A 24,725-nucleotide genomic window follows, 5' to 3' on the forward strand; every position below is an offset into this window, starting at 1 on the left:
TGCGGCTCTAGGCCAACCGGCAGAGCCAACAGCCTTAAAGCCTGTCACAGTCTCGGTTCGAATCCGAGGGGCCGCACCATCACTCTTGCAGATTGCCCGCCCGCGCCTCTGCATCCGTCAGGATCGTGTCAATCGCCTCGATCTTGCCGTTCGCACAGTCCCGGTCGCGCACCAGATCAGTGACGATCAGGGCCGCGTCAGCCACGCTCACACGGGGCCGCTCAGGCGACAGGCAGGGCGTCCGCAGGTCAGCATCCACCACCGGCACAATCAGGCGTGTCTCCACCACTGGCGGGCCCGAGCACGCGGTCAAAAGCGCGGCGCAGCAGGTCAGGCATAGGCGCATCGTCGTCGTTTGCATGTATCCACTCCTCAATGTCGGATAGTTCCGCGTTCCGGGCCTGCATCCGGGCCGCGTGAGCCTTGGCGACAGCGCGGGATGTTTCGGCCTGTTCGATTTCGACCACCAGAAAGGCCCGCTCACGCTCAGACGCTGCCAGCGCCCGCGTGAGGTCCGCCCTGTCCGCTTGCAGGTCCATGACCCACCAGACGGCCAGCCCGCCCACTGCGGAGCCACCCACGGCGGCAGCGGTGACGAGGGAAAGCCAGTTCATGCGGCTACCATAGGATCGACGGGATGACATTCATACAGCATCGGTGACCACGGCGTGTCAGGCTTGCCCTGCCACCACGCGAAACGCTGAGCCAGGCGGGTATGGTAACCATGCTTGGCATAGCCCTTCCCGTTGTAGCCGCGCGCAAAGCCCCGCCAATCGTGCCGCCGCAACTCGTCGTCCAGTCCCGCGCCTTTGATAAACGCGACCATTGCAGACAGGTGCCGTTCTTCGTCGTCCAGAAAGTCCGCAACCATGGCCTCTGCGGTATCGTATCCCGCCATTTGCGCATTGAAGCCCATGATCTGCCCCAAGCCCCATGACGCGCTGCGCAGCGCCGCTTCCCGGTCGATTACCATTGCCGCTTTCAAGCGAGGGTAGCTATCACGGGGATACCGACGCTCACCCCACTTGCGATAGGCAAGACCCTGTGCCACCGCTCGGTCACGCTTCGGACCTGGCTCAAGTTCGCGCCAGAACACGTGCGGCTCAAAAAGCATGGCAGGACGGCCTTGATCGTCAAAGCCACTGCCCCGCGTTTCTACGTCCAGCACGGCGTGGATTTCATCCTCACCAACACCGATTTCCGCGCCGATGCGTGGAAGGTCGATATCGTCCAACCGCTTTGCTTTGCCTGTGAAATTCATCGGATCACCTCGTCAGTTTCGGGGAAGCGCACACAGGTGTATGCGGTGTCGAATGGGGTTCCCAATCGGGTCACGCCGTCATACCGGAGGCACACCTGAAACGGCGGCTCCGGCACGTCGCAGGACGTTGCCCTACTTTCCTCTGCCCATGCAGCCCACGGCCAAGGACGCCTGCCGTTCGAGTTCGGGCTGTAGGGATAAGCGTTGTCCGACCGGTAGGTGCAGATCGCAGAACCGCTTTTATCCCGCGTCTGGATCGTGAAGTGCGCGCGAACGGCTTTTTGTGCGCCCGCGGTGTAGTTCACCACCCATCCATGCTCATATGACCGGACCATGCTGAATTCTGGTTGCATGATATGTGACTGGTCGGTCACGGACTCGTATGACCGCTGCACCCACGGCATGACCACGAAAATGACAAGACCCATCGCGCATCCTGTCTTGATGGTCTGCCAGAACCGCTCACGATGCCCTGTCACGTCCTTTCGCAATTTCAGGACCTCAACCATCGTCGTCTTTCCTTTTGTCGATGAACCGGGCGAGGACGGCTGTGCCGAACAGGCCCACCAAAAACGCGATCCCTCGTGACGACTGGTCGTTTTCGAAAACCTCCCGAATGAAACTGCCCGGTGCATCGCCGCTCAGGTATGTGGCGAGAATGGGGGCGGCAACGGTATCCAGACCAACCGCCAGCAGAACGCCAAGCGGTACCCAAGACAGATTTTCGTGCCACCGGACCCGGCTGACACCGGCCCATCGGGCCATGCCACCAAGCCCGCCATAGACCGCAGATTGCAGGACGTTTGGAGGAAACACGTCACCGAACAGGGTGGTGGAGGCCATCGCCAGAGACACCCCCGCCATGGTGTGAATGGTCAGGGCGCTATACGGCATCAGATTACCTCCGCGCCCGGATGAAAAATGTCTCTGCTGCCGGGTTCGTCGTGCCTGACGAATAGCTGCCGATTTGCAGCGTGATTTCACCATCAGCCGTGGCGTATCCGGGGATAGGGATATACGGGCCGGGAATTGGCCCCCCGTTGGGTGTGACTGTGATCGGATCGCTTGTCTTGACGAGGGCAAGCGTGGCCTTCGCGGCAAGTTCGTTTGGCGTGCTTCCCGGAAAATCTGCTGCCGTGATCACGACGGTATCCTGATCGCGAGGCAAGATTGCCGGGAAATCGACCGTGAAGGAAAACTTACCAAGCTGGTAGTCGTCCGGGTCGTATTCCTTACCCTCGCCGTCCAGCCAAATACCGTTCTTCGGCTGGCGGGCATTTGGCGTCGGGAGCGTGCCGGTGTGATTTGTGAAAGTCGGGTTACCCTTGACCGCGCCCCTCACACTGCCCGTAACCACGAAACCGACACCTGTGCAGTGATCTATAATCGTATCTGTTGAAATCGAAATGGTGCCGTCGTTGGGTTGCGCGACGTTCTCGCAGAAATTCAAACGACAGGTCGTGATGTCGATCGAGCCGGAGTCCCAACTTGTTTGTGCAATTCGCTTTGAGCCGGAGGCGACGCACTGCGAAAGGAAGGCGCTGCAATCGGCGGTCACAGACACTGTTTCCAACACCCCACATGCGATGTTTGCGCGCACGGCAGAAAGGCTACAACCGTCCGATACACCCTGCCAGAGGGTCTGACCGCCTATGCCAAGGCCAACGAAAGAACCGGCTTCGAGCAGAATTTTCCCGGCGTAAGAGGACCGCATTAGCTTGCTTGTGTCGCCAGCGACCACCGCACCACTCGTCAACTTGATGTAGGAGTTGGGGTCTTTCGAAAACAGCATTTCATGGCCGTCCGCGGTGCCGTTGTAGGAAAGGCCAACGTGACCGAAAATAGCGGACGATCCTTCACGCGCATTTACGAAGCCTTCCTCCAGCCCCACTCCGCCCGGAGTCCAGCCAGCCGAGTTCGCACGGACACAGGCCAGCGGCACGACCAACTTGTTTTGGGGTATGCCAAGAGAGGTGCCTGCGGTTGGCGTGGTCATATCGACCAGAGCCTGATCGCCATGGTTCTGAAACTCGCAGGTGATCGAGGTGCTGCTGTGCCGCGTGACGACACGCAATGCGCCCGCCGCTGCGTGTGGCGTTCCGTTGCCAACGGGGTTCTGCACCCCGACCACGGCACCGGCGTTGCTGGTGACATAGACCGGGATCGTGCCGCCCGTGACGTTGATCTGCACGCGCCAAACGTTGCTGCCCATGTCGGTGAAGGCCATGGACGCAATATCCAGTTCGACAGCATCGCCGGAACCTTCGACATGAACAGTGGAGCCGTTCTGCTGGTCGATCACCGTGGTGACGTCGTGCATACCATCGGCAATTTCGAGACACAGGTGACCATCCGCCTGCACCACATGGCCAAGCGTCATGTAGCGCCAGTAGTCGCGCAATTCGTTGGCCGATGCGCTGGGGTTGCAAGGAACGCGGATATCTTCGCCAGTCGCCACCTCGAGGATATACCGGTTCGCCACCAGATCAGCAGCCCGCGCCCGCACCGCATTGGCAAAGGCTGTCGCATCACCGCCGAACGACGCAGAGCGCCAGGGGCTGACGACATTGGCGTGGATGCCTCCGCTGCCCGTGAAATCCAGATCGCCGTCACTGGCCACGCGCTGGTAGATCGCGCCCGTCGCCACGTCGCGCACATAGTCACCGATTGCCACGTCGGTGTCTTTGACGGAAGCAATAGGCAGTTCGACCGTGCTGAGATACAGCAGGAAGTCGAATTCAGTCCCATCCCACTGATAGCGCGTGCGCCGACCGCTCCGACCTTCGTCCGCCATGACCTCGACAATATCGTTCACGGAGAGGCTGCCAGAAGCCGCGACAGCCGCCGCCTTGGTCAGGTAGAACGCAACCGGGCCGATAGCATTTGCAGCCGCAAGGGCCGTGTCACGGTTGTTCTCCGATGCCGCCGCCGCCGTTTCTGCACGATCCGCATTCGCGCCCGCCGTCAGTTCCGCGCCAAGCACTACATCAGCAGCCTGCGCCAGCGGGATAAAGCCGTCACGCAGCTCTTCCTTATTGGGATCGTGTTCCGGCGAATTGGGATCACCGGCAGGCGCGGGGAAGGCGTCGTTGTAAACTTCGCGATCCCGTAGGGTCACGTTGAGTTGTTCCTCAAGCGTAGGCATTGCAGGCTCCAGTATCTTGAAATTTGGAAAAGTGGCTTACGGCGTCGGTGTGACGCTCACAGAGGCGGTAGGTGCCGACGAAACCAGCGACGGGTTCAGCGTCACCAGCCAATAGAAATACGGGTCAGTCGTGGGTGGCGTGTCGGTGTAGCTGGACCCCTGCCCCGCAACCCCGGCCACGTCACTGATGAAGCCGGCACCCGAAAAGTCGTCGGACGTGTTGCGGAAAATCCGTGTGCGGTGGAAGTTCGCGGTCGCGTTGGTCCACGAAAGGCTTGCCTCACCCGCCCCCGGTGTTCCGGTGAAATTCGTCGGCGCTGCTGGTGCCATCGGATTGCTGACCACGACGATATCCTCCTCGGGATAGTTTGCGGGATCGACGCCTTGACCGAACCAGAACGCCCGCACGGTGTATTCGCCTTCGGAAATGATGCCGCTGGTGCCGCGATACGATCCAACACCCGTCGTCATGCGCGTCCACGTCGCTTGGCCGTCCAGTTGATATTCAAGCCCGACCTGCAAATCCGCCCGAGCAGGGTCCGTGACCGTGGCCACGATCTGCACGCCTTTGGTTTCAGCAGATAAGGAGATGACTTCTTGCGAGAGCGCCAAGCCCGCAGGAACAAGCGGTGGAGGCCTGTTCTGCACAAGGTCCGCCAGTTTAGGGGCTAGTGGCCTTTCGTCGGTCAGTTCGCCCCATGCGTCATAGATCGACTGCACCTCTATGGTGCATGTGCCGTCTGCTGCCGAATAGCTGTGGCTGATGACCTCGAACACGCCCGACAAAGTTTCCGTCTCGACCCGGATCGTGTGGATCCCGTCACCTTTTGGGAAACGTGCTTTCAGTCCGACAAGATTGGTCGTGAGGGTCGCGGTTTGCAGTGGTTGCGCCCGCGCCCGGTAGGACTGCATCAAGCGTTGCATCTGAACGCCATCGGGGCACCACGGCACCTCCAGCATCTCAGTGCGCTCGGGTTGTTTCGCTAGAAGCGCTTCGTCGCGCAACTCCGGCGCTTCCTGCGGCAGGAAGTTGTGGTCGGGGCTGGTGTATTCACCTTTCAGGACGTTGAAAGCCGTGAGCGGGCTTGTGCCAGACCTGTGCCGGATCGCGATGATATCGTCCCACGTAAAGGTGACATCAGGCTCGGAATACTTCCCGCCCATGATCCCGATTTTGCCTTCGGGCGTGAGGTAAAGAGATGCGTCACAGGTCTTGCGCATCTGCTCCAAAACGGACGCGGGTTTGTCCGTTAGGGCATAGACACCGGCCAACCGGTATCGCTTGATCCCCCCGATGATTTCGTCGCAGATGTCAGCGAACGCCGCAAAGCTGTCGTTGTCGATGGTCGCCGCGTCGATCCGCATCCCGTCCGGGTGAACGAGGAAATCGCGGATGCAGAGGCTTGGGTTGTCACTGTATGCGGTCGTGTCCGTGCGCGGGTCATAGACCTTTGCCAGTTCGGCGTCGATCTGGACGGACGTGTTCGCGCCATTCCGAAATACGGCCGCTGTCCGTTCCGGGCGTGGCGACTTGAACCGGCAGTAGGTCAGGACAGAGCCGTCAATCAGGTGATCGTCCGTCCACATCGTCGGAAACGCGGTTCGCAGGTCTGCGAAATCCGCGCCATTCGCATTGCGCCCCTCAAGCGTGACAAGCCCGTCGAAGCCGAAAAACTCTGCATCGTCCGGTGTCGGGATGGTCGTGCCGTTTGCGTCCAATTGCACCGGCTTGCCGTCGATCACGTAATCGACGACGCCCTCGATCTCCCCTTCGCAGTGAACGATCACCTGATGCAGGGTGCCGTCCTTCGCCTCCCAGAACGCCCGTGTGCCGCCGAGACGATTAAGCCCGTATCCCCGTCGCCGTGGGCCGGTTGCCTGATTGATCGTCGCAAGAATTTCCTGCTGCGAAATGGTCGGTGAACCCTGCGCCGCGGCAAGGATGCTGTTGACCACGATCGACCCGGCGACGTTGGCGACACCCCCGGCAAGGCCCGCGCCCAAGTATGGCGTCAGGGCCGATCCCAACCAGCCCACTGCATAGGTGAAAATTGCCATCTATCGGACCCACGCAGTTTCGCACGGCTTGTATCCGCGCCGGTAAAGAAGTGCCTTGAGGCTGGTCGGTGTGGCGTCCCACGACGCCGTTGACAACTTCACGCGGGCGCTGTGTGCCCCTGCCCATCGCTCGAAAGCCGCCAGCAACCGCAAGCCGCTCCGGTCGGTCGCGAACCAGCCACATTCTTGCGCAATCCGCTCCGGGCTGATGATCGTCGGCGCAAGTGACCCGGCGATGAAGCCACGATCCGAAACGAATACCGTGCCGTTCGGGCTGGCAATCAGCATCATGGCCTCCTCGCGCACGTTTGCCCTGACCGGTGCGACCGGGCCATTCACGCTTTCGACAAGCTGGAACGTCATATCGGCGATGCGATCAACGTCCGCCGCCGTGGCTACCTGAATGGCCATTTGGTGTCGTAATTCTCGTATTTCGAGACGTAGATCAGGCCCAAGTCGCCGGGTGAGCGAACCTGCTGGTCGATGTGCGTCAACTTCCCCCGTGGCGGTGCTGACCGGCGATGAAACACCCCTTCGCCAACGACCTGCACCGTGCCGCCCTCGATCCCCGTCTGCTCATAGGACGGCTGGTGCATCGTGCCGGTGAAGTGCGCGAACATTGCCCCGATAGGCTGCCATGCCGGGTCGTCGCCCTCCGCGATGGTGCGGAATATCTGCCCGTAGATCGTGACCGCCCGCCCCTCGATCTGCTCCTCTGCGGCTTGGATCAGCTGCAAGTGTTCAGCCTTGGCCGAGAGCGTGAACGTCACCGATTGCGCCGTCGCAGAGTAATCCGTGGATATCTCCGATAGGCTGATAAGGTCACTGGTGCCGACCCACTTTTCCCCGTTCAATTCCAGTTCACCAAGGCCCGTCCACCAGCGGATCGGGTTGTCCTTGAAGTCCATGTGAACCAGCGTGGCCTCAGTGAACCGGCCCGTTCGCAACAGGTCGTCCGGTATTGCCAGCAGGTCGTCCCGCGCGCCCATTAGAATGCCTCGCGGAACATCACCGACGCCCGATCGACGGCGTCAGGCGCGAACATCACGACGCCTTCGGTCTCCGTGGCGAACCGCATCCGACAGAGCGGCTTGTCCACTTCGACGGCCTCACCCGCCAGAACCGCCGCACGTAGTGGTGGCTGGATGCCGATCTTCGTGCCGCCCTGCGACGATGAGACGACGCGATACATGCGGTCGCGGATCGAAAACATATGACCGGGGCGCAAGCCTTCGCTGTCGTCCAGAATGAAGGTCAGTTCCGTGGACCGTGCCGGTGCGCTTTTCGCCAGCGACAACGCCCTGCGATCCGCGCTCTTGAATGACCAGTGTTCGAACGTGGAAAACGGCGTTCCGCGCCGTCCCGATACCGGCCGGCCCGCCCCGGTCAGCGGACGATACGGGACGAACACCGGCACCAGCGTGGTGTTGAGGCCACCGGCCATGCCTGCAAGAAAGCCCTGCCATTCAAGCCGCGCAGCCTCCCCGTGAAGGAAAAACGTCATGGCAACGGTCCAGTGACCTGACAACGTGGGGATAAGCGTCTCCGCGCCGCTGAGCGACGTTTGTCGCCCGCGCATCTGGTTGGCGAATTGAAAGTCCGCGCTGGTCAGCTTTGCACGCGACGGGAACGCAATTTCGCTCATGTCTGCACCCGCATCATGTGGTCCTGCATCTTGGCTGGAACGGCGTTCAGGGTCTGACGCATCGTCTGCTGGCCTTGACGCGCAACGTAGGCCTGCACCTTGCCGTCGTCATCGACCGAGACCGAGACGTGAACGTCCATTGTCCCACCGCCTGCCGATGGTGCAGTGCCGTTCGGATAAATCGTGCCGTTGGAATCTGGCTCGAACAACTCCGGCCCGCGTTCACCGACTATATAGCTCTTGCCGCTCTGGACCGGTCCGCCATCAGCACGGAAACCGCCGAAGATATCGAAGCCCCCGCCCTTCGCCGCCGCCTTTCCGCCGCCGAAGCCAAGCCCGCCAAGAAAGCTGCGTCCGATCTGCGACAGCCCCGACGATAGCCACTCTGCCGCCATGCGCTGCAACTGGCTCACCACCACGTCACCCATGTTGGCGAACGCCTCTTTCAGCGACTCCGCCTCGCCCGCCGCCTCTCCCAAATCGTCAAGGAAATCGCCGAACGGGTTTTCAGACCACTGCGCATCGGAAAGCTGCTCGTTCAAGTCGGCCAATGCGCGGCTGTATGCCTCCGGCGCGTCCTTGAAGAACCCGAGTTCGTTGAGTTCCGCCAGCTCCTGCAACTCGAATTGCAGGCTTTCGACTTCGGTGCGGGTGCCCTCGATGATGCGCTGCGCCTCGCGCAGGTTGTCGTTGTATTCCCGCTGCGCCTCGGACGTGCCGCTGCCGGGTGAACGGGAGCGCGATCCGCCGACGCCGCCGCCAGCCAGAGGAGCAACCGGCTCGAAAATGTCCGGCGCGGAGATAACCGGGTTTATCGCCCGCGCCTGCACCACCGCACCGTCAGGCCCGGACACCCCGCCATCGGAATACCCCGGCAAGGCCCGCGCCAAGGCAATCGCCTGCTGTGTGGAGACGCCAAGTGCGCGCGTGATCTGCGCAATCTGTGCGACGGTAGAGCCAGAGTTGAACCCGGCGATCCGGTCCAGCACCTGACGCATCCTGTCGCCCTGTTCGACCGACACGCCAAGCTGACGACCAAGTTCGGCGGCGCTGATATTAGCCGCGCCGATTTCGCCTTCCATATCTAAGTTCGCCAAATCCTGACCAACCAGAAACGCGCCCATCAGGCTGTCACGCAGGCTTTGCGATACGCCCAGCGTGCTCAGCATTTCCTCGAAAGCATCGCGCTCGTGGGCTGCCCGCAAGGCTACCGCTTCCGCGCTGTCTCGACCGTGTTCATTGATGGCGCTTTGCAGGATGTTCTGCCGGATCATCGTATCCAGCATGTCCTGCGCCGACGAATTCGCGAGGTCGCTCTCTGCGCGGGTGCTGCCGTAGAGTTCATACTGCGAAACAAGGACCGAGTTGAGAGCAATGACCTGCTCTCTCGTGTCAGCAACATTGCCTGTAACGCCCGCCGCCGCGACCGATACATCGACAAAGCCGTTTTCCGCATCAGCGATGAGGGTTTCGAGAGCAGCGATCTGGGCTTCTGCGGTGACGAGGCTTTGCGGAATTTCGCCCGCGTCACCGATCAAGTCCCTCTGCGCTTTAACCGCACGTCGGACCTGATCAAGATACCCTTGAAACGTTGCGATGTCGCCGGGGCCTTCCATCTCCCCGCGCGCTGCGGCCTCGTCGCGTTGACGATAATACTCTTGGATTTGTTCATTGAAGTAGGCTTGGGCCTCTACGCGATCCTGAAATGCGTCGGACAACTGTATGGCCGCAAGGCGCTCTTGGCGCGAAGCATCTGCCGCTGCCAATGACGCGCGCGCCTGCGCCAGCTTCACACCGGCCACATCCACCGACATTTCGCGAACCCCAACGAGCCGACCTGAAAGTAGGTCTGACTGCTCAAGTTCATTCCCCATGGCGTCAGCCGCCGATTGGATCGACCCAGCAAGTTCATCCGTGGCACTGGCAAAAGTGAATACGTCGCCGACGAGATCAGTGAACGTATCGAATACATCGACCAGAAACGTCACGGTCCGTGTCACGCCCGTCAGGACCTGCGCGACACCGCGCAAGATCGCCGTCAGTCCCGCGTCACCGAGGCTGATCATCAATCCCGACACCGCCGACTGCAAGCTGTCGATATCGCCGCCCAAATTGTCCCGCATGGTCTCGGCCATATCCGAAGCTGCACCATCGACGCTGCTCAGTTCCGCGCCAAACTCACGCAGCCGGTCGGACCCTTCGACCAAAACCAACGCACCGGACGCGGCCTCCCTTCCGAAAATTTCCATTGCATCCGCTGTGGATAGCCCTGCGGCGTCCAGCTTGCCCATCACGTCGGCAAGATCGTTTGTCGCCGGATCAACATCCTGAATGGTCAGGCCAAGACGACGCAGCACCTGTTCGGCCTGATCGGTCGGCCCCGCCAAGGACGCCAGCACACCGCGCATGGCCGTGCCCGCACGTGCGCCCTGAATACCCGCGTCGGACAAAACGCCGATTGCCGCCGCCGTGTCCGACAGGTGGATATCAAGTGCCGCCGCGATTGGCGCGACCGTAGACATGGCCTGCCCTAGTTGGCTGACATCCGTGTTCGCTTGCGAAGATGCTGCGGCGAGAATGTCGGCAACATCACCTGCTTCCGCAGCGGCCATACCGAAGCCGGAAAGCACGTTGGACGCGATATCCGCAGACTCCGCCAGCCCCATGCCGGACGCGGTGGCAAGGTCCAGCACGTCAGGAATCGCCGCCATGCTCTCCACGGCGTCAAAGCCCGCCATCGCAAGGAAGGACAGCCCGTTCGCAGCCTGTGTGGCGCTGAATTCGGTCGTCGCGCCCAGATCGCGGGCCATATCCCGCAGGTCCGCAAGTTCGCCGGTAGTGGCACCGGAAATTGCGCCCAATCGGGCAACGCTGCTGTCAAACTGGCGGATGGTTTGGATAGTCGCGCCAATTGAAGCCATCGCGCCCAAGGCGGCGGATGCTGCGACTGCCAGCGCACCAAGGCCCTTCTTGCTGACGGCCCCCAATTTTTCGATCTGGCCACCGGCGCGCTCGCCGGTCTTGCCCATCTTGTCTAGATCGCCCGTAGCACGGCGAGCCGGAGAGGAATCCACGCGTATCCCTAAGTCAGCAAAATCGGTCATAGCAGACGCCTCCCTTGTGGAACGGCAAAAACGGCTCTAGCCATGGAGGCTTGAACCGTTTGAGGTATTGGAATGTGGAAATTTGCTGCCCTGATTGGGCTATTGGGGACGCCCGCGATGGGGCAAAGCGATGACTTGGTGGCTTACTGTGCGATACGCGGTGATCTAGCCGAGATGATCATGACCAATCGACAAGATGGAGTTCCGCTTACGACTGTTCTGGATTCCCTGCCTGAGACGGATAGCCCGATCACCACCCGAATGCTTGTTGATCAGGCATACCGCCAAGATCGCCGAACAACCGAAGATGAAATCAGCACGGCGATAGAAGAATTTAGAATTCGAGAAGAAGTCGCCTGCATTCGGACAGGATACTACTGATCATATGGTGCGAATGCGGGGCGGCCATACGACTGCCCCACCTAAAGCTACGCGGCTTCTTCGCTGCCATGTTCCAAGTGAGCGGCAATCTCCATCGGTGACATGGCAAACGCATCCCTGCCCCGACCGAGTTCCGCGAGATACGCCTTCGACATATCGACCAAAGCCCGTTTCTCCCAAGGCTCCCACTCCACGCCGGTATTCAGTGCGTAGTAGTGCACGTCCGCCTCCGAGATCGCGAGAAACCCACCCATGGGCTGCGGCTTGATCCAGCCGAGGTCATGCAGGGCGTCGATCAGGTATTGACCCTCCGCAATCTTGGGCATGGGTGGCTCCTTCCCATGCTTGATGTAGCGGTTCCACCGGCTCTCCTTGTTCATCGGCTTGCCGTTATCGTCGTGCTCCGTCGCATGGAGAAACCCGATCTGCCTGACTGCCAGTGTCAGGCGGTCGAGTCGTTTCCCAAGTAGTTGCTCCGCTTCTGTGCGAACGCCTTCACCTGATCCACGAAGCTGCCCGATTGCTCGAAAAACTGCGCCTTGTTCTCGGGCGTCGCCTCGATTGGTTTGCCGTCGCGCTTGAACCCGACGAAACTGATCAGCAGCGCCTCGCACAGCGCAACGCCCTTCTCCTGATCCGTCGCCTCTTTCATCGCTGCGCTTTCGTTCTTCTTGTGAACCGCGCGCACCGACTTGGCCTCGAAACCGCGAACGATCACGCCGCACTTTTCCGGCTCGTCACCTTCGCCATCCCAAGCGCCGGTCGGCTCCCCGGTGTCATAGAGCAAGTGGCCCAAGCCGGGGTGACGGAGGTGCAGAAACGCGCCTTTTTCGGCAGGCTCTTTGGTGTTGAGGCTCGTAAAATCCATGGATCGTGTCCTTGCGGTTCATTGGTTCAAGGTGGGACCGGCACGGCGAACCACTCCGCGCCAGCCCCGTCCGCCGAGGCGGATAGGTTATGGCAGAGCAGCGATCTCCGCCGCCGTAGCCTCGATGATCGCGGTGTTGATCATGGCCGAGGCGCTCTTGCCCCGAATGCCGTCATTGTTCGCTGCCCGAAATTTCCCGGACGAAACCACGCCAGTGCCATATTCAGCGTCACCGGATGCGTAGAGTTTCTTGAAGCTGACAGGGTTGTTCGTGTTCGCGTTGGTCTCCAGCAGCGCCTCACCCGCATCGGTCGTGCGATACTGGATTTCGATAGCCACCGTGCCGCCATCGACCACACCGGTCGTATGGATCACGCGACCTTCGGCAAGCAGCGGCTCGTTCACGTCATTGGCCTCGTCACCCCACTCGCCAAAACTGACGACACCGACGATCTGCTCCCACGGGGTCAGCGCCTCATAGCCCGCGAGGTCGTATGTCGCGGGTTCACCGGCGGCGATAAAGATTTTCGTGCCGGTGATGTTCTCAAGTCCTGCAATTGCCATTTTGGAAACTCCTTATGAATGGCTGGAGACCCCGCTGGCGGGGCTGTTGTGGTGCCGAAAATGGCGGGGTTAGGCTGTGTAGCGATCCGCGACGTATGGAATGATGACAGGCACGCGCCAGTCAGCGACGCCGTGGAAACCGGGCCTTATGTCGGCAGGCCCGGTGATGGTGATATTTCCGTCCGTGATCGGGATGCGTAACGACATGGGGAACAGGTCGGCCACATCGTCCGCGTAATCCTCTGCCGTCTTTGCGCCGGTCTGTTCATCGACCGAAACCGTCACACTGACCCGGCCCGTTTCGCGGAGCATTTCGCCCCCGGCTAGGCTATCGTCGGTGCGTTCCGACGCTGCGAACGTCACGTCGAGATACGGGCGCAGCGCCGTCGGTTTCACGTTCGGGTAGATCGCCGGGATCGACAGCGTGGCGATGCGTGCCTTGAAGGCGGTCGTGATTGCGTTCTTCTTCATGATATCGCCCTGATCCGCGCCGCGTTTCCTGCCACGATCCGCTGCCAGCTATTCGCCGCCTCTGTGATCCAGAACCAGCCCTGCCGGGTTTCGTCGCCGTAGTGCATCCGTCGGGCGTAGGGCGCGGTCCACACAAATGTTGCCACGTCGCCAGCTTCCATGCTGCCCACGACAAGGTTGTATGCCCCGTCGCCCTGCGTCAGCGCCGTCGATCCGGCCAGTGTGCTGACCAGTGAGGCAGCAAGCGCCCCGGTGTCGCGGGGGACATAACCACGCTGGTTGGTTCCGCCTCTGGTAACGCCTGTGGCCGTCCTGCTGGCCTGCTCGATCACATCGTTCGTTGACTGCTTGACCAGAATATCGAACCGCCTGCCGATCAGGTCGGTCAGGTCAGTCATATTCGCCATTTCGACGATGACCATAATAATCCCAACGTAGCTATTGACTACACTGTAGCTATGGGCTACATATAACCCATGAAACAGATCACCTTCACATCCGCCGCCCGCAAGTCGCTCCGCAAAATGCCCGCGAATACCGCAAAGCGGATCGTGTCGAAGATCGAAGCCTACGCCGAAAACCCCGCCTCACAGGCCAACAACGTGATTACCCTTCAAGGGCAGAATGCAATTCGGATGCGGGTCGGTGACTGGCGGGTCATCATGGTGGACGGTGAAGTGATCGAAGTTTTGAAAGTCGCCCCGAGGGGCAACGCATACTAAGGGAGGCCGATATGGCTGATATGATTACGATTGAACGGGCCGAATATGACCGGCTCTTGAAGCTGGAGGAGGATGCCGCCGACAACCAGGCTGTTGCGGATCACCTCGCCTCACCAGAGGAAGGTATGCCGATTGCCTTCGTGAAGCGCCTTCTGTCTGGCGAAAGCCCCGTGACGGTCTTTCGGGATTGGCGCGGCTATTCAGTCTCCGAGTTGTCCCGCAGGTCTGACGTGAACCGCATCCAGATCACGGATATCGAAGCGGGCCGGAAAACGGGGTCCGTCGCCACGCTCAAGAAACTTGCCGACGCGCTTGGCACGACCATTGATGAATTGGCTCCTTAGGCCACCCGCTCAAGTTCGCTGATGAAATCGAAACTCTGCCGCACCCGGCATCTGCACTGAACCACTTCCTTTGCTGGCGCACCAAGTGACGTGTCGCCGGGGTAGCGCATCCGGTATCCATCGCCGGTCGTGAATGTGCCGTCGGCGGCCTTTACCTGATCATCCATGGCGCGATGGCTGTCGCGGGTGTCGTTGTCGTTGCTCGCGTCCCAGGTTTCGGTCACCTGATCCGCCGTGATCTTGCCCGCCTCGATCAGTTGCTGCGTGCCTTCCGCCTGCGCCGCATGCAGCGACGAAAGCAATTCCGTGCGCGCGATAGCCTCACCACGCTTGTTCAGCAGAATGTCGCGGTATCGGCTCGTCATCCGCGTGGCGTCTGCTGTGGATACCGCCCTACCCTCGCTGATTGCATTCAACACCGTCCGGTCAAAGCGCCGGTCCCGTGCCTGACGGGTCAGGTATTCCCGCATCTGCGCCGGATCGCCGCTGGTAAGCTGTGACAGCGCGTTCTGTGCGTATTGCGCTTGATTATGTGTCAGACCAAGCAGACCGCCCTCGCGCCTCCCTGTGGTTCCGTTGATGCGCCCCACCACGTTCAGCGCGGCTTTGCGGGGCGATACACCGTCCGCCATGTTCTGCGTTAGTGCGGCCCGGATGCTTTCGCGCTGATCTGCGACGATCCCGGCAATCAATCGGCTGGATTCCTCGCGCAGATATTGCTCCGCACGCGGGTTGCGCCCGTCAAACCGGGCCACGATGGTTGCACCCTGCGATCGGGCGATGTTGCGGATGCCTTCGACCGTCCAGTCGCCGCCTTGGATGTATGCGTCTGTCAATGCGCGGTCCAGCGGGGCGAAGTATGCTTGTTCGATATTGAGCAACCGCAAAGCTGCATCAACGTCCCGCCGCTCCATTGCGCGAATGACCATGCCGATCTGCGCATCACTTTGCAGGTTCTGGATGGATTTCAGAAACGCCGCTTGGACCTGCGGGGCGAGCGTATCCAGCAGGTCGAGGATCGTGCGGGGGCGTGCCATGTCAGGCGTCGCTCAGCGGTTCCAAGTTGTGAATTTCCAAGCCGGTATCAAGCGATCGCGTTTCGACATGCGCGCCCCGGCCAAAGTCATAGGTCGCAACGCGAACACCAACCACTTCGGAGAAGGACAACTCACCAAGCAGGTATCCGGCTTCGTTCAGGATGCGTTCAACTTCAATTGCAGCTTCTTTCGGAGTCATGATCGGTCCCTCATTGTCTGAAACGCCACCAGCCAAACCAGCATATGCCACGCACCCTGCAAGAACGCTTCGCGTTTGGCCTCCTGCGATAGCGCGCAGAACGTCGCCCGGTCAGCGGGGTGCATCATGGCAAGGTCTGTCAGGATGGTTCTGATTGGACCTTCGCCTTGCTGGCTTCACGCTTTTTCATTTCTTCAAGATCAACAAAACTGCCGGTCGCGATCCGCAACTCACTAACAGTCATACTGGAATGCACGTCAACAATTTGAATTTCGTCATTCTCGTTTTCCGCCGTCATCACTTTCCGCCGTCATCACTTTTCGCCTTCGATTGGTTCAGTTGCTTCGGCTTCGCAGGGCCACTCTCACCGACGACCTCAGCATCGAGCGCTGTCGCCTCGATCACGCGCTTTTCGCTTTCGGTTTTGCGGGCCTCTCGACGGTCCAGCCCGCCGCCTCCCAGACCTCCACCTGATCCGGTGTGAGCATTGCTTTCGCATCGCCCTTGGTCGCCGGTATCGTGCGCTTTTCTTTGGTCATGATTGCACCTCAAGTGTATAAAATAGAGCCTCGCCGCCGGGATTGAAAGGCATGATGTTCTTGATTGCCCGCCCATTGGTATCGCCGGGCATTCGCACCCGATCCGCAGTCGTCGGCACCACGCCCTGCCCCGCCGCCACATCCAGCTTGATATTCGTCGCGTCGATCAGGTCGTTGTTGACCTCTGCAAAAGTCCAATCGCCAAGGATTGCGTTCACCGGGAATTCCAAGTCTGCGGCATGGGTCGGCTCATAAACCGGGCCAATCGCCGCACCTTTGCGCAGGATCGTCACGATTAGTTCGCCATCCCCAACTGCGGCAGACGCTTCCCCGAATGCGGCTGCGATCTCGGCGGCGATTTCGCTTGCGTTGCTCATACGACCGCCACCACGGGCAGACCCCATCCGCTGCCAGTCATCAGGAGATTGTCGATTGCAGGCGACGTGGGGAGGGCTGCATCAGATCCATTCGCATTGCCGATCACGGTCCATTTGATGCCGTTCACCTCGGTCAGCACCTTTTGTTGCGACGGCGTGAACGTCTTGGACCAGAAACCCGGCGTCGTGACCTCGTATCCGGCGGCAATGTATGTGGCCTCGATCACGCGCTCGTCCGTCGCCTCATATCCGAGGCGCATGACATAGCGGGTGCGGATGTAGTCGCTCGCACGCTGTATCGCCTGATCAGCCGCGTCACCCGACGCAATGACCGTGCCGCGTGCGGCGTGGTATGCGATCATGTCGCCCGTGGTGCCGTAGATCATAGCGACATCACCGTTTTGACGTTGATGCCCACCTGCAAGCGCGCTTCGATTGACGTGAGTAGAGCGATGATCGTGACCTGATTTGCGATCATCGTATCCATCTGGTCGGACGATACGGAAACGGAGTGTGTCCCGTCGCCGTTGTCGGTGACGCGAATATCCGGGTCGTCGTCCTGGTTCGAATTGTCGGGCGAAGGCGCAAGGTTAACGGTCATGTTCGCCATCAGAGCGCCTCCTCGATCCAAGTGAATGAGATTGATGCAAGCATCGCGTTCCTGCCGGTCCCAATTCCGGGAATCCGATAGGCAAAGGCTGATCCCGGCATCACGATCCGCTGCACGGAGATTTCCTCGGTGCCGCCGCCGGTTCGCATCACGCTCTCTACGACGATATCGCCGATTTCCTGATCGGAAACAGCCATGTCCATCCATGCAACGGAAGGAGATGCGGATCGCGGCTGCAATGGGTTCGGGGTTACCGTGGAGCCGCCCGTGATCGCGCCGGGCTGGACGATAAGGCCGCGCGTTGCGCACGTCTGGTTTGAGCGGCGGTTGTTGGAAAAGAACCGACCGACAATGCGGATGCGCTTGCCGCTGTCTTCAGGGTTTGTGATTTTTGCGATGAGGGCCTTGCCATTGGCGACCGCTTGCAGGTTCGTCCCGACCGAAAAGGCCCGACCGTCATCGATGGACCGGTCGAACTTGGTCTGCGTATCGACGACCGTGCTGGCCGCTCCATCCACATCAATGAAAACGACTGGCGTGGCTTCAATCCTGCGGTCCCCTCCGCCGGTAACGTCAGGCAATTGATCGGTCATGCGGAATACCTCACGTCAAGGCGCGGTCCATGACAGCCCGCGCCCTTCGTTCATTCAGCCAGTTTGGCGTCGATTGCTGCCTTCAAGGCATCATCGTCCATGTCCGCTGCACCATCGATTTCAAGCTCGGCGGCTTGCTTGTCGAGTTCAGCGCGCGCGGCGATCTCGGCCTTCGTCGGCTTTTTGGCCTTCGTCGGCTTTTCAGGGACCGCATCCACCAGCAGTCCGTCATCGATCCACGCCTGAACACCCGCGTTTTCCAACGCTTCTTCGCTCAACTCGACACCCTTCGCGTCCGGCGCAATCTCACTGCCATCGGGAAGGATCAGGCGTGTGCCTGTTGCATCAAACTTCGCCATGATCAAATCCCCGTCTTGTAGCGGATCGCACCTGGCGTGCGGATGTTGATCGGCGCAAAGCGGAACATGCCCGGCACGTTGATCTGCAGGTTGACCATCTGCGGCACAAGGAAGCGCAGCGCCATCGGCATGTGCATCTTCACGACAGACGGATCGCGCTTGTAGGCCACCATCTTGTTCGTCAGGCGGTGCGTTGCCACGATTGTCAGCGGCTGGCCGGTCATCGCCGTGTAGACGTTGGATGCCTGCACGAATTTCAGGATCGTCATGGACGACTCGGGCGCAATCTGGCGCGTAGCGATATCACCATACTGCGCCAGCGGCATCAGCAACGTATCCGCCATTTCCACGCCATTGGTCGCAGTCATGATGCTGGTCAGGGTCGCGTTGATTTCCGCAAGGATTTCCTGCGGAGTCGAGGCGGCGAACGTTTTTGCGGCTGCGACGGTCGTGATGCCCGTGGTGTTCAGCAGACCCTCGACGCCAAGGTCGGCGCTACCGACGTGTGCCACCTCGTCAACCAACTGGTTGAAGGCAAGATTTGCGGCCTCGGCACCGTCAGACGACAGGTTTTGACCAAGCATCTGAGCTTGCCCGATTTCCTCGACAGAAAACGAGTAGCCGATACCGGCCATGTTCACACCCTGCTCGAATTTCTGGCGCAGCAGGTTCACCAGCGGGATATCGTCACCTTTTCCGTTGATGAATTTGGCTTTGCCCACGCTATCTTGCGAGAAGTGCGTGACCGACGCGGCATACGGATTGGCGGACGTATCCACGGGGATCAGTTCGGCGTAGCGAATGGCCGGATACTTGCGCTTGAGAACGCCCGTTTCGACATGGGACTGCTGCGAGATCGCAAAGCCCAGTGCTGCTTGTGCGGAATCCCGCACGTTGACTTGCATGTTCATCTTCTGTGGCCCCCTTAGCCCAGATAGACGCGCACGAGATTGCCGCTCGTGGCGGTCGTCTCGAATTTCGCGTTTGCGATTGTGGTAGCAAGGCCAGCGCCGATGACGCCGGTCGCAGCCGTGAAGGTCACGGGATCAGACGGGTCCACATCGGTGGAAGCTGTGACCCAGATTGCGCCCTTGCGCTTCACGCCTGCGACCTCGCCAACAGTGTATTGGTCGGCGGTGCGCGTCTTGTCGGCGACGGTGATACCTTGGAAGCCAGCGCCACCAAGTTTGGCAGAGCCATCGGCAGTGCCAGCGCCAACCGCCAGGCCGAACGCGACGTCGGCGGTCTCGATCAAGCGCGATGCGACATCACGCGGGCCGGAAAGGTCAGCCTCCATACCGGCATAGCCTTCAGCCATGTCGATATCGTATGCACCTTGAAAATCAGAAATGGGCATTGCTTATGCCTCCTTCTTTGCTTGGAGTTTCCATGCGTCGGACAGCCCGGCGTCACGGTCGGCATATGCCTGATCGAGGCTCACCAGTTTCGGCTTGGCGTCCTTATGGATTGTGGCCAGCGGATCGGCCTCGGCACCCTTGGCGGCGTCAGCGGCTTTGATGTCGAACATTGCATCGACGTAAGCCGCAGACTTGCCCTTCACGGCGTCATCGCCCATCACGGCCACAACAGCGGCCTTGCGAATGTCGGCGTCTGACAGACCCTTCGTGTCCAGGTCTTTAGAGATGGACCGAGCGGTGTCGATCAGATCGGCACGGGCTTGCACCTTGGCGTCCATATCGGCGTCGGAAAGGGCTGCATCGCCCAATTCCTTGATCTTGGCGTCCTTGGTCGCCAGTTCGGCATCCTTGGCGTCCAGAGCGGCCTTGTGGGCGTCCTCTGCGTCTTTCTGTTTCTTCGCGGCGTCGGCCTTGAAGGCTTCGATTGTGGCCTTGTCTGCTGCGGTGACCGAAACGGCCTTATCGCCCAGAACCACAGTAATGAGTGCGTCTGCCATGATAGCATTTCCTTTCGCGCTCGGGGTTATGGGCGATGTGCCCCATGTTTCCGCACCGTCACCGATGCGGCACTCCGCCCCGGCCCGTCCCTTTGGAACGATGGCCAAGTGGTTCACGCGGATTTCCTGCTGGACTGCGTCGTATTTTTCCCCTTCGGGTGTGACGCCATCCTCGAATTTCAACTGGCAGGTATAGCCTGCCGACAGTTCGCGAGTGCCCGCCTCGATCGCGGCAATCGCTTCTGAATCCTTGACGATCAGCGGCAGTTTGATCTTGCCGCCGTCCCACGTCGCCTCCGTGCTGACCTCGCCACGGGATAGGGCCATGAAGTTGTCGCTCGTCACGGCCTCTGTCGGGTGGCCCAGCGTGATCGGCGCGTGCGAGAAGGTTGCGAGGCTCTTGGGGTCGCGGACTTGATCCTCGGGCCGGTAAACGCGCACCACGTCACGATCTGTCAGGCCGACCTCGGACCCTGCATAAAGTTGGATGCCAGTGCGAACGGCGAACGCCTCCGTCACCAGATAGCCGTCGTTCGTCTTGCGGGTGCTGGCCAAGGTGGCGCGGTCTGTGAATTGCATGGTCATTCTGTCACCTCGCCTTCGGGCTGCGTCCGCTCGATCAACCCGCTCTCCGCAGGATCATCAGGCTCTTTGTTCGCCTTGTAAAACTCCGCCGCATATCCCTCCAAGCCGGGGAACGCGCCGCTTTCGGTCAGCCCATTGACCGCCGCCTTGCCCAGCACTTCGCGGGGCAGCGCCTGCATCTTGTCCACCGCGCTCAGCGTGTCAGCCATCAGCTTACCGGTTTCAGCCCGCTCTTTCGCTGTCGGTTGCCACAGCGGACGCCACGTGTAGTGCAGATCGGCGGGACGGCTTCCCAACGCAGAGTAGATCAGGCATTCGTCCAGCACCGACATGGCGGGCTGCATTTCCAACGTCTGTTCGACCTTCACCGCATCGTAATAATTTCGGGCGTCGCCCTCACCCGTGCTGTTCAAACCCGCCGCAGATTGCCCGAATAGCAACGTCATCGGAATGCCTGATGCGGCGGACGCCAGCTGCATGAAGCGATCCAGAATTTCCGGCAAGGCTCCGAAGCTGGCGCTTTTCTGGCTATAGACTTCCTTGCTGTCCAAAAGCAGCGTGCCATTGATGCCCTTCGCCGTCGCGGCAAGGCGCAAGCGTTTCAGAACCTCGTTCGTGAACTCGTCGCCGCGCGATTGCATACTCTCCATCAGGCCTTCGATGCTGATCACATCGACCTTTGCTTCATAGACCAGTGACAGGATGTTGCCCGCCACTTCATCCAGAGCCGTCACGCGGTCCAGAACGCCCATCAATGCGCTTTCGCCCCAGCCGGTTTGCGTATTGTGTTGCGCCCCGGAAAGCGGCCGAATCCCGTGGAAAATCACCAAGCGCGATGGATGGATTCTCTCCTGATCGAAGCCTTTCCAGAATTTCGGCTGGCCATAGCCCTCCGCAGTGATGTTTCGCTCGATCTCGCCAACTGTCAGGTCGTCGCGCCCCAAGACGGTCAGGTACTTGAGTCCCCCCTTTTTCACCCGTCTCGGGTCAAGCGGCAGCGACGGGTTCGAGTCGCCTGTTCCGATCAGAATGGCAGCGCCACCGAACAGGCGGGCCTGACGCCGTGCTTCCATGACCTTGCCCTGCAAGCCCAGACGCTTTTCCTCGGCCTCCACAGCGCTGATATCCGCCGCCTCGGCCTGCCACTCGCGCCACTCCCGGCAAGAATCCTGTGCGGGCAGGTCCACGATGCGGCGGGCCAGCGGTGCAGCCTTGTAGGCAACCAGTGCCTGCTGCGAAGTCATCGTCGGAAGCGTGTATGCCGCCTGCCCCGCTTTGTCCCGGCCCGTGCCCAAGCCGGAAACAAGGTTCACAAAGCCATCCCATACTTTCATCAGAATATTCCTGTGTAGGAAAAGTCCGCGTCAGCACACGGAAAGAAGGCCATGACAATTGCGTCGGCCAGGTTAGGTGACCGCGCCCCGTCCGGCTGTTTGTCCACCATCGTCTTGCCCGTGGCGCTTGGCTTGTGCTGCGGCTGCGTCAGTTCTTCTTCGATCTGGATCAAGTTTGGCATATCACGCCGCAGACTGATCAGCATTTCGGGATCGTATGGCTTTCCATTTCGCGCCTTGTGGGCGTTCTCAAACCGCTTTCGCAGCGAGAACCACGCCTGCGCCTTCATGTTGTGATACTGATCTTTGTTCAGCGGGCTTTGCTTGTTGTCAGGCTCGATCCGATCATCCGGATTCAGAACCGCCGCCCCGCCAGACCATGGATGTAATTTCAAGCCCTTCGGCTGGTCTCCGCGTCGCCCCATGGACGCCCATTCACCGGTGACACCTTCACCGACGCTCACACAGTCGTAGTAGGTCTCCGTAATGCCTTTCTCGACCGACAGCTTGACCGCGTTGTTGGTCGTGGCGGACGTATCCAGCCCGTTCCATGGTGTGACCGATTGCAGTTCGATCCCCTTGCGATGCGCGAAGGCGTTTTCATCGCCACCATCTTCGGCACCCGCCACGTCCAGCGCGCCGAAATGCTTGCCGGTCACTTCGATATTCAAATCTTCTGCAAGGCCGATTGCCGACTGCACCCAAGCCGCCGGGATAACGACCTTCGAACCTAGGTTTTCGTATTCCCCCAGCCAGGTATGGCCGAATCCTTCCGGGTTGATTTCCATATCCGTCTGCGCTTCCAGTCGCAGTGTTTCGGGCAGGAACGGATTGTCGGTGTAATTCGCCTTCACGACGATTGCGTCGTCTCGTGGGCCGTTTGGGCCACGCAGCAGCTTTTCGACCGGATCGCCGCGGCGACGCGGGTTCCAACTGAATATGATCCGCGACCCCTCCGCCCGGATCGTGGGGCGCAGCAGGTCCATGGACCGCTGGGAAAGGCTTTGAGCCTCCTCGACCCACGCGATATTGAATCCTTCCAGCGACTTCACGCTGTCCGCAGTGTGGTCCTGCATCCCCTGAAAGATGCACAGGCCCGTTCCGCCTATGCGCTCGATATGCGTCTTTAGAACGCGAAACAGGTGCTGCACACCAAAAGCGGCGATCTTGGCCTCGATCAGCTTTTTCGCAGACAGTGCCAGTGACTTCTGGATTTCCCGAATGCAGACCACACTGCAATCAGGATCGGCAACCATTGCCTCTACGACATACCCCGCAAGTTCGTGCGACTTACCCGAACCGCGACCACCCCAGACACCGATGTAGCGAACGACCAGACCAGCCGCAGTCTCGGCGGCATAGATCGGAACGGCCCAACGTGGCGTCGGGATATCAAGTGTCGTCATTCGCCTTTGGGTCGATGACGGTTCGCGTGATCACCTGCGGCGTCATGGTGCCGTCGCTTGATGTGTTGTCCACCGTCTGTTGTGGCTTGCCATAGCCACGATCTAAGATCGCGTTTGCTGCACTTACTCGCGCAGCCTCACTTTCGCCTGACTGCGCAATGCTGACCAGCGATTCCAGTGCCATCGGCGCGTGCGCCTTGGCAAGTTCGCTAATCGTTGCGATTTCATCTTTCGTCGCCGCCGACCGGCTGCCCTTCGGGCGACCGGCACCGGGGCGAGCGCCACCTCGTCCGGTCGCCATTATGAAATCCTTTGAAATATTTCACCACCGCAGCGCCCATCATGGCTTGCGGCTTACGCGATGGTGATCCTGTGTGACTTTGGTTGGCGGCTGTAGGGCTTCAACCTACCGGCCTTCTATGATGTAAGTTTCGCTGGGCGTCCCAGAGCCGCCATATAGTAGCTGCGCATTGTTCTATCGCGATCCAGTGTGAATAGCCAGGCATTTTACCGTGCTGCCCATCACGCGAGCCGTGCACGGCCCTTCCAAGTTGCAGCCGTCACCTCGTTAGCGGGGACGGGAATTGCGGGCTTGGCTCCCTGCCCGCCCTTACGGCGGTCTACCTGGTTAATAATCAGCAACCCTAGTCGGGCCGCGATCCTTCAATCACGAACCCAGTGTCCAGCGCACGCTGGACCATTAGCCTGATCGCTTCCGATCGAGAAGGGACGCCCGGCTGCACCCCCCTCCACCTATCTATCGCCTCTACCATATCCTTTGAGATCGGCAGGCTTAGCTTTGTATCCATAGTCATACGAAAGGCTTACCATGCTTATGCATGTTATGCAACATAAGTATCGTATTGACATCGAGAGATATATATGTTATATATGTTGAATAACTTCAGCACGAGGCCTAAAATGACACTTGCGAAAATCCGAAAGATAGCAAAGCCGCTGGGTATCGAAATTGAAGCGCATCGCGACGACTACGGATGGGGTTACTGGATCACCAAGCCAGAAGTCAGAGATGGCGCGTTCTCGGAGACGCACGGTGAACTTGAGAGAAAAGTCGAAAGCCTTTCCGACCTGATGAAGGTATCTGACGGACCCTTTGATCTCACCTCGTGCGGCTGAGCGTATCGCCACCGCCGAAGCCCCCTGACAGCCTGCGACCTGTGTGTGGCGAAGGTGGGTGGATTCGAACC

The 24,725-nt window shown here is 60.1% G+C and carries 35 protein-coding genes and 1 tRNA gene; 5 read left to right on the top strand and 31 right to left on the bottom strand.

Annotated features, from left to right (window positions below; genetic code table 11):
- Window position 1: 1 nt before the first annotated feature.
- A tRNA-Leu gene (locus AC04PH_RS10815) sits at window positions 2-79 on the top strand.
- On the opposite strand, the gene lysC is transcribed toward AC04PH_RS10815, so the two are convergent.
- The 11 genes from lysC to AC04PH_RS10870 form a co-directional block, all read right to left on the bottom strand.
- On the bottom strand, window positions 80-361 hold the full coding sequence (gene lysC, locus AC04PH_RS10820) for an Rz1-like lysis system protein LysC (RefSeq protein ID WP_483065745.1): 282 nt from the start codon (window positions 359-361) through the stop codon (window positions 80-82).
- Window positions 249-614 (bottom strand): hypothetical protein, encoded by a 366-nt coding sequence (locus AC04PH_RS10825; RefSeq protein WP_483066194.1) that lies wholly within the window; start codon window positions 612-614, stop codon window positions 249-251. The genes lysC and AC04PH_RS10825 overlap by 113 nt, the downstream gene beginning before the upstream one ends.
- Window positions 611-1,234, bottom strand: a complete 624-nt coding sequence (locus AC04PH_RS10830) for an N-acetylmuramidase family protein (RefSeq protein WP_483065746.1) — start codon at window positions 1,232-1,234, stop codon at window positions 611-613. Before AC04PH_RS10830 ends, AC04PH_RS10825 begins: the two co-directional genes overlap by 4 nt.
- A gap of 23 nt (window positions 1,235-1,257) precedes the next feature.
- Window positions 1,258-1,770 (bottom strand): hypothetical protein, encoded by a 513-nt coding sequence (locus AC04PH_RS10835; RefSeq protein ID WP_483065747.1) that lies wholly within the window; start codon window positions 1,768-1,770, stop codon window positions 1,258-1,260.
- Window positions 1,763-2,155, bottom strand: coding sequence for a hypothetical protein (locus AC04PH_RS10840; protein WP_483065748.1), 393 nt, complete (start codon window positions 2,153-2,155; stop codon window positions 1,763-1,765). Before AC04PH_RS10840 ends, AC04PH_RS10835 begins: the two co-directional genes overlap by 8 nt.
- A 4-nt stretch (window positions 2,156-2,159) precedes the next feature.
- On the bottom strand, window positions 2,160-4,076 hold the full coding sequence (locus AC04PH_RS10845; RefSeq protein WP_483065749.1) for a hypothetical protein: 1,917 nt from the start codon (window positions 4,074-4,076) through the stop codon (window positions 2,160-2,162).
- Window positions 4,077-4,442: 366 nt separating this feature from the next.
- Window positions 4,443-6,464, bottom strand: a complete 2,022-nt coding sequence (locus tag AC04PH_RS10850; protein WP_483065750.1) for a phage tail protein — start codon at window positions 6,462-6,464, stop codon at window positions 4,443-4,445.
- Complete coding sequence (locus AC04PH_RS10855) at window positions 6,465-6,875, bottom strand: hypothetical protein (RefSeq protein ID WP_483065751.1); 411 nt, start codon at window positions 6,873-6,875, stop codon at window positions 6,465-6,467.
- Window positions 6,860-7,453, bottom strand: a complete 594-nt coding sequence (locus tag AC04PH_RS10860; RefSeq protein ID WP_483065752.1) for a hypothetical protein — start codon at window positions 7,451-7,453, stop codon at window positions 6,860-6,862. The genes AC04PH_RS10855 and AC04PH_RS10860 overlap by 16 nt, the downstream gene beginning before the upstream one ends.
- Window positions 7,453-8,109, bottom strand: coding sequence for a hypothetical protein (locus tag AC04PH_RS10865; protein WP_483065753.1), 657 nt, complete (start codon window positions 8,107-8,109; stop codon window positions 7,453-7,455). The genes AC04PH_RS10860 and AC04PH_RS10865 overlap by 1 nt, the downstream gene beginning before the upstream one ends.
- Complete coding sequence (locus tag AC04PH_RS10870; protein ID WP_483065754.1) at window positions 8,106-11,213, bottom strand: phage tail tape measure protein; 3,108 nt, start codon at window positions 11,211-11,213, stop codon at window positions 8,106-8,108. The genes AC04PH_RS10865 and AC04PH_RS10870 overlap by 4 nt, the downstream gene beginning before the upstream one ends.
- Before the next feature lie 72 nt (window positions 11,214-11,285).
- On the opposite strand from AC04PH_RS10870, the gene AC04PH_RS10875 reads away from it, so the two are divergent.
- Complete coding sequence (locus AC04PH_RS10875; protein ID WP_483065755.1) at window positions 11,286-11,594, top strand: hypothetical protein; 309 nt, start codon at window positions 11,286-11,288, stop codon at window positions 11,592-11,594.
- 47 nt (window positions 11,595-11,641) lie between these two features.
- On the opposite strand, the gene AC04PH_RS10880 is transcribed toward AC04PH_RS10875, so the two are convergent.
- The 5 genes from AC04PH_RS10880 to AC04PH_RS10900 all read right to left on the bottom strand — a co-directional run bounded on the left by AC04PH_RS10880 (window position 11,642) and on the right by AC04PH_RS10900 (window position 13,895).
- Entirely contained in the window at window positions 11,642-11,920 is a 279-nt protein-coding gene (locus AC04PH_RS10880) for a hypothetical protein (protein ID WP_483065756.1), read from the bottom strand.
- A 116-nt stretch (window positions 11,921-12,036) separates the two neighbouring features.
- Window positions 12,037-12,462: a hypothetical protein gene (locus tag AC04PH_RS10885; RefSeq protein ID WP_483065757.1), complete on the bottom strand. Its 426-nt coding sequence runs from the start codon at window positions 12,460-12,462 to the stop codon at window positions 12,037-12,039.
- Window positions 12,463-12,549: 87 nt separating this feature from the next.
- A complete protein-coding gene (locus AC04PH_RS10890) occupies window positions 12,550-13,026 on the bottom strand; it encodes a hypothetical protein (RefSeq protein ID WP_483065758.1) in 477 nt (158 codons plus the stop codon).
- 69 nt (window positions 13,027-13,095) lie between these two features.
- On the bottom strand, window positions 13,096-13,497 hold the full coding sequence (locus AC04PH_RS10895) for a phage tail terminator-like protein (RefSeq protein ID WP_483065759.1): 402 nt from the start codon (window positions 13,495-13,497) through the stop codon (window positions 13,096-13,098).
- Window positions 13,494-13,895: a hypothetical protein gene (locus AC04PH_RS10900; RefSeq protein ID WP_483065760.1), complete on the bottom strand. Its 402-nt coding sequence runs from the start codon at window positions 13,893-13,895 to the stop codon at window positions 13,494-13,496. The genes AC04PH_RS10895 and AC04PH_RS10900 overlap by 4 nt, the downstream gene beginning before the upstream one ends.
- A gap of 78 nt (window positions 13,896-13,973) precedes the next feature.
- Between AC04PH_RS10900 and AC04PH_RS10905 the strand changes: the two genes are divergently transcribed.
- Together AC04PH_RS10905 and AC04PH_RS10910 are read left to right on the top strand one after the other, a co-directional pair.
- On the top strand, window positions 13,974-14,219 hold the full coding sequence (locus AC04PH_RS10905; RefSeq protein ID WP_483065761.1) for a type II toxin-antitoxin system RelE family toxin: 246 nt from the start codon (window positions 13,974-13,976) through the stop codon (window positions 14,217-14,219).
- 11 nt (window positions 14,220-14,230) lie between these two features.
- Window positions 14,231-14,563, top strand: a complete 333-nt coding sequence (locus AC04PH_RS10910) for a helix-turn-helix domain-containing protein (protein WP_483065762.1) — start codon at window positions 14,231-14,233, stop codon at window positions 14,561-14,563.
- Here the strand turns inward: AC04PH_RS10910 and AC04PH_RS10915 are convergent.
- The 15 genes from AC04PH_RS10915 to AC04PH_RS10985 all read right to left on the bottom strand — a co-directional run bounded on the left by AC04PH_RS10915 (window position 14,560) and on the right by AC04PH_RS10985 (window position 23,818).
- Complete coding sequence (locus tag AC04PH_RS10915; RefSeq protein ID WP_483065763.1) at window positions 14,560-15,600, bottom strand: phage minor head protein; 1,041 nt, start codon at window positions 15,598-15,600, stop codon at window positions 14,560-14,562. The genes AC04PH_RS10910 and AC04PH_RS10915 overlap by 4 nt on opposite strands.
- A 1-nt stretch (window position 15,601) precedes the next feature.
- Window positions 15,602-15,799: a hypothetical protein gene (locus AC04PH_RS10920; RefSeq protein ID WP_483065764.1), complete on the bottom strand. Its 198-nt coding sequence runs from the start codon at window positions 15,797-15,799 to the stop codon at window positions 15,602-15,604.
- 139 nt (window positions 15,800-15,938) lie between these two features.
- Complete coding sequence (locus tag AC04PH_RS10925) at window positions 15,939-16,097, bottom strand: hypothetical protein (RefSeq protein WP_483065765.1); 159 nt, start codon at window positions 16,095-16,097, stop codon at window positions 15,939-15,941.
- A gap of 103 nt (window positions 16,098-16,200) precedes the next feature.
- Window positions 16,201-16,338 (bottom strand): hypothetical protein, encoded by a 138-nt coding sequence (locus AC04PH_RS10930; RefSeq protein WP_483065766.1) that lies wholly within the window; start codon window positions 16,336-16,338, stop codon window positions 16,201-16,203.
- A complete protein-coding gene (locus AC04PH_RS10935; protein ID WP_483065767.1) occupies window positions 16,335-16,715 on the bottom strand; it encodes a hypothetical protein in 381 nt (126 codons plus the stop codon). The genes AC04PH_RS10930 and AC04PH_RS10935 overlap by 4 nt, the downstream gene beginning before the upstream one ends.
- Window positions 16,712-17,101, bottom strand: coding sequence for a hypothetical protein (locus AC04PH_RS10940; RefSeq protein WP_483065768.1), 390 nt, complete (start codon window positions 17,099-17,101; stop codon window positions 16,712-16,714). Before AC04PH_RS10940 ends, AC04PH_RS10935 begins: the two co-directional genes overlap by 4 nt.
- Window positions 17,098-17,325, bottom strand: coding sequence for a hypothetical protein (locus tag AC04PH_RS10945; protein ID WP_483065769.1), 228 nt, complete (start codon window positions 17,323-17,325; stop codon window positions 17,098-17,100). The genes AC04PH_RS10940 and AC04PH_RS10945 overlap by 4 nt, the downstream gene beginning before the upstream one ends.
- Window positions 17,325-17,918, bottom strand: a complete 594-nt coding sequence (locus AC04PH_RS10950) for a hypothetical protein (protein ID WP_483065770.1) — start codon at window positions 17,916-17,918, stop codon at window positions 17,325-17,327. Before AC04PH_RS10950 ends, AC04PH_RS10945 begins: the two co-directional genes overlap by 1 nt.
- A 50-nt stretch (window positions 17,919-17,968) precedes the next feature.
- Window positions 17,969-18,277: a hypothetical protein gene (locus AC04PH_RS10955; RefSeq protein WP_483065771.1), complete on the bottom strand. Its 309-nt coding sequence runs from the start codon at window positions 18,275-18,277 to the stop codon at window positions 17,969-17,971.
- A gap of 2 nt (window positions 18,278-18,279) precedes the next feature.
- Window positions 18,280-19,188: a DUF2184 domain-containing protein gene (locus tag AC04PH_RS10960; protein ID WP_483065772.1), complete on the bottom strand. Its 909-nt coding sequence runs from the start codon at window positions 19,186-19,188 to the stop codon at window positions 18,280-18,282.
- A 14-nt stretch (window positions 19,189-19,202) separates the two neighbouring features.
- Window positions 19,203-19,634, bottom strand: coding sequence for a structural cement protein Gp24 (locus AC04PH_RS10965; protein WP_483065773.1), 432 nt, complete (start codon window positions 19,632-19,634; stop codon window positions 19,203-19,205).
- A 3-nt stretch (window positions 19,635-19,637) separates the two neighbouring features.
- Entirely contained in the window at window positions 19,638-20,771 is a 1,134-nt protein-coding gene (locus AC04PH_RS10970) for a DUF2213 domain-containing protein (RefSeq protein ID WP_483065774.1), read from the bottom strand.
- Window positions 20,772-20,773: 2 nt separating this feature from the next.
- Entirely contained in the window at window positions 20,774-22,111 is a 1,338-nt protein-coding gene (locus AC04PH_RS10975) for a DUF1073 domain-containing protein (RefSeq protein ID WP_483065775.1), read from the bottom strand.
- Window positions 22,111-23,517 (bottom strand): PBSX family phage terminase large subunit, encoded by a 1,407-nt coding sequence (locus AC04PH_RS10980; protein ID WP_483065776.1) that lies wholly within the window; start codon window positions 23,515-23,517, stop codon window positions 22,111-22,113. Before AC04PH_RS10980 ends, AC04PH_RS10975 begins: the two co-directional genes overlap by 1 nt.
- Window positions 23,504-23,818, bottom strand: a complete 315-nt coding sequence (locus tag AC04PH_RS10985) for a hypothetical protein (protein ID WP_483065777.1) — start codon at window positions 23,816-23,818, stop codon at window positions 23,504-23,506. Before AC04PH_RS10985 ends, AC04PH_RS10980 begins: the two co-directional genes overlap by 14 nt.
- Window positions 23,819-24,438: 620 nt before the next feature.
- Between AC04PH_RS10985 and AC04PH_RS10990 the strand changes: the two genes are divergently transcribed.
- Window positions 24,439-24,654, top strand: coding sequence for a hypothetical protein (locus AC04PH_RS10990; RefSeq protein WP_483065778.1), 216 nt, complete (start codon window positions 24,439-24,441; stop codon window positions 24,652-24,654).
- Window positions 24,655-24,725 lie beyond the last annotated feature (71 nt).

The organism is Yoonia sp. KMU-150 (assembly GCF_056858355.1).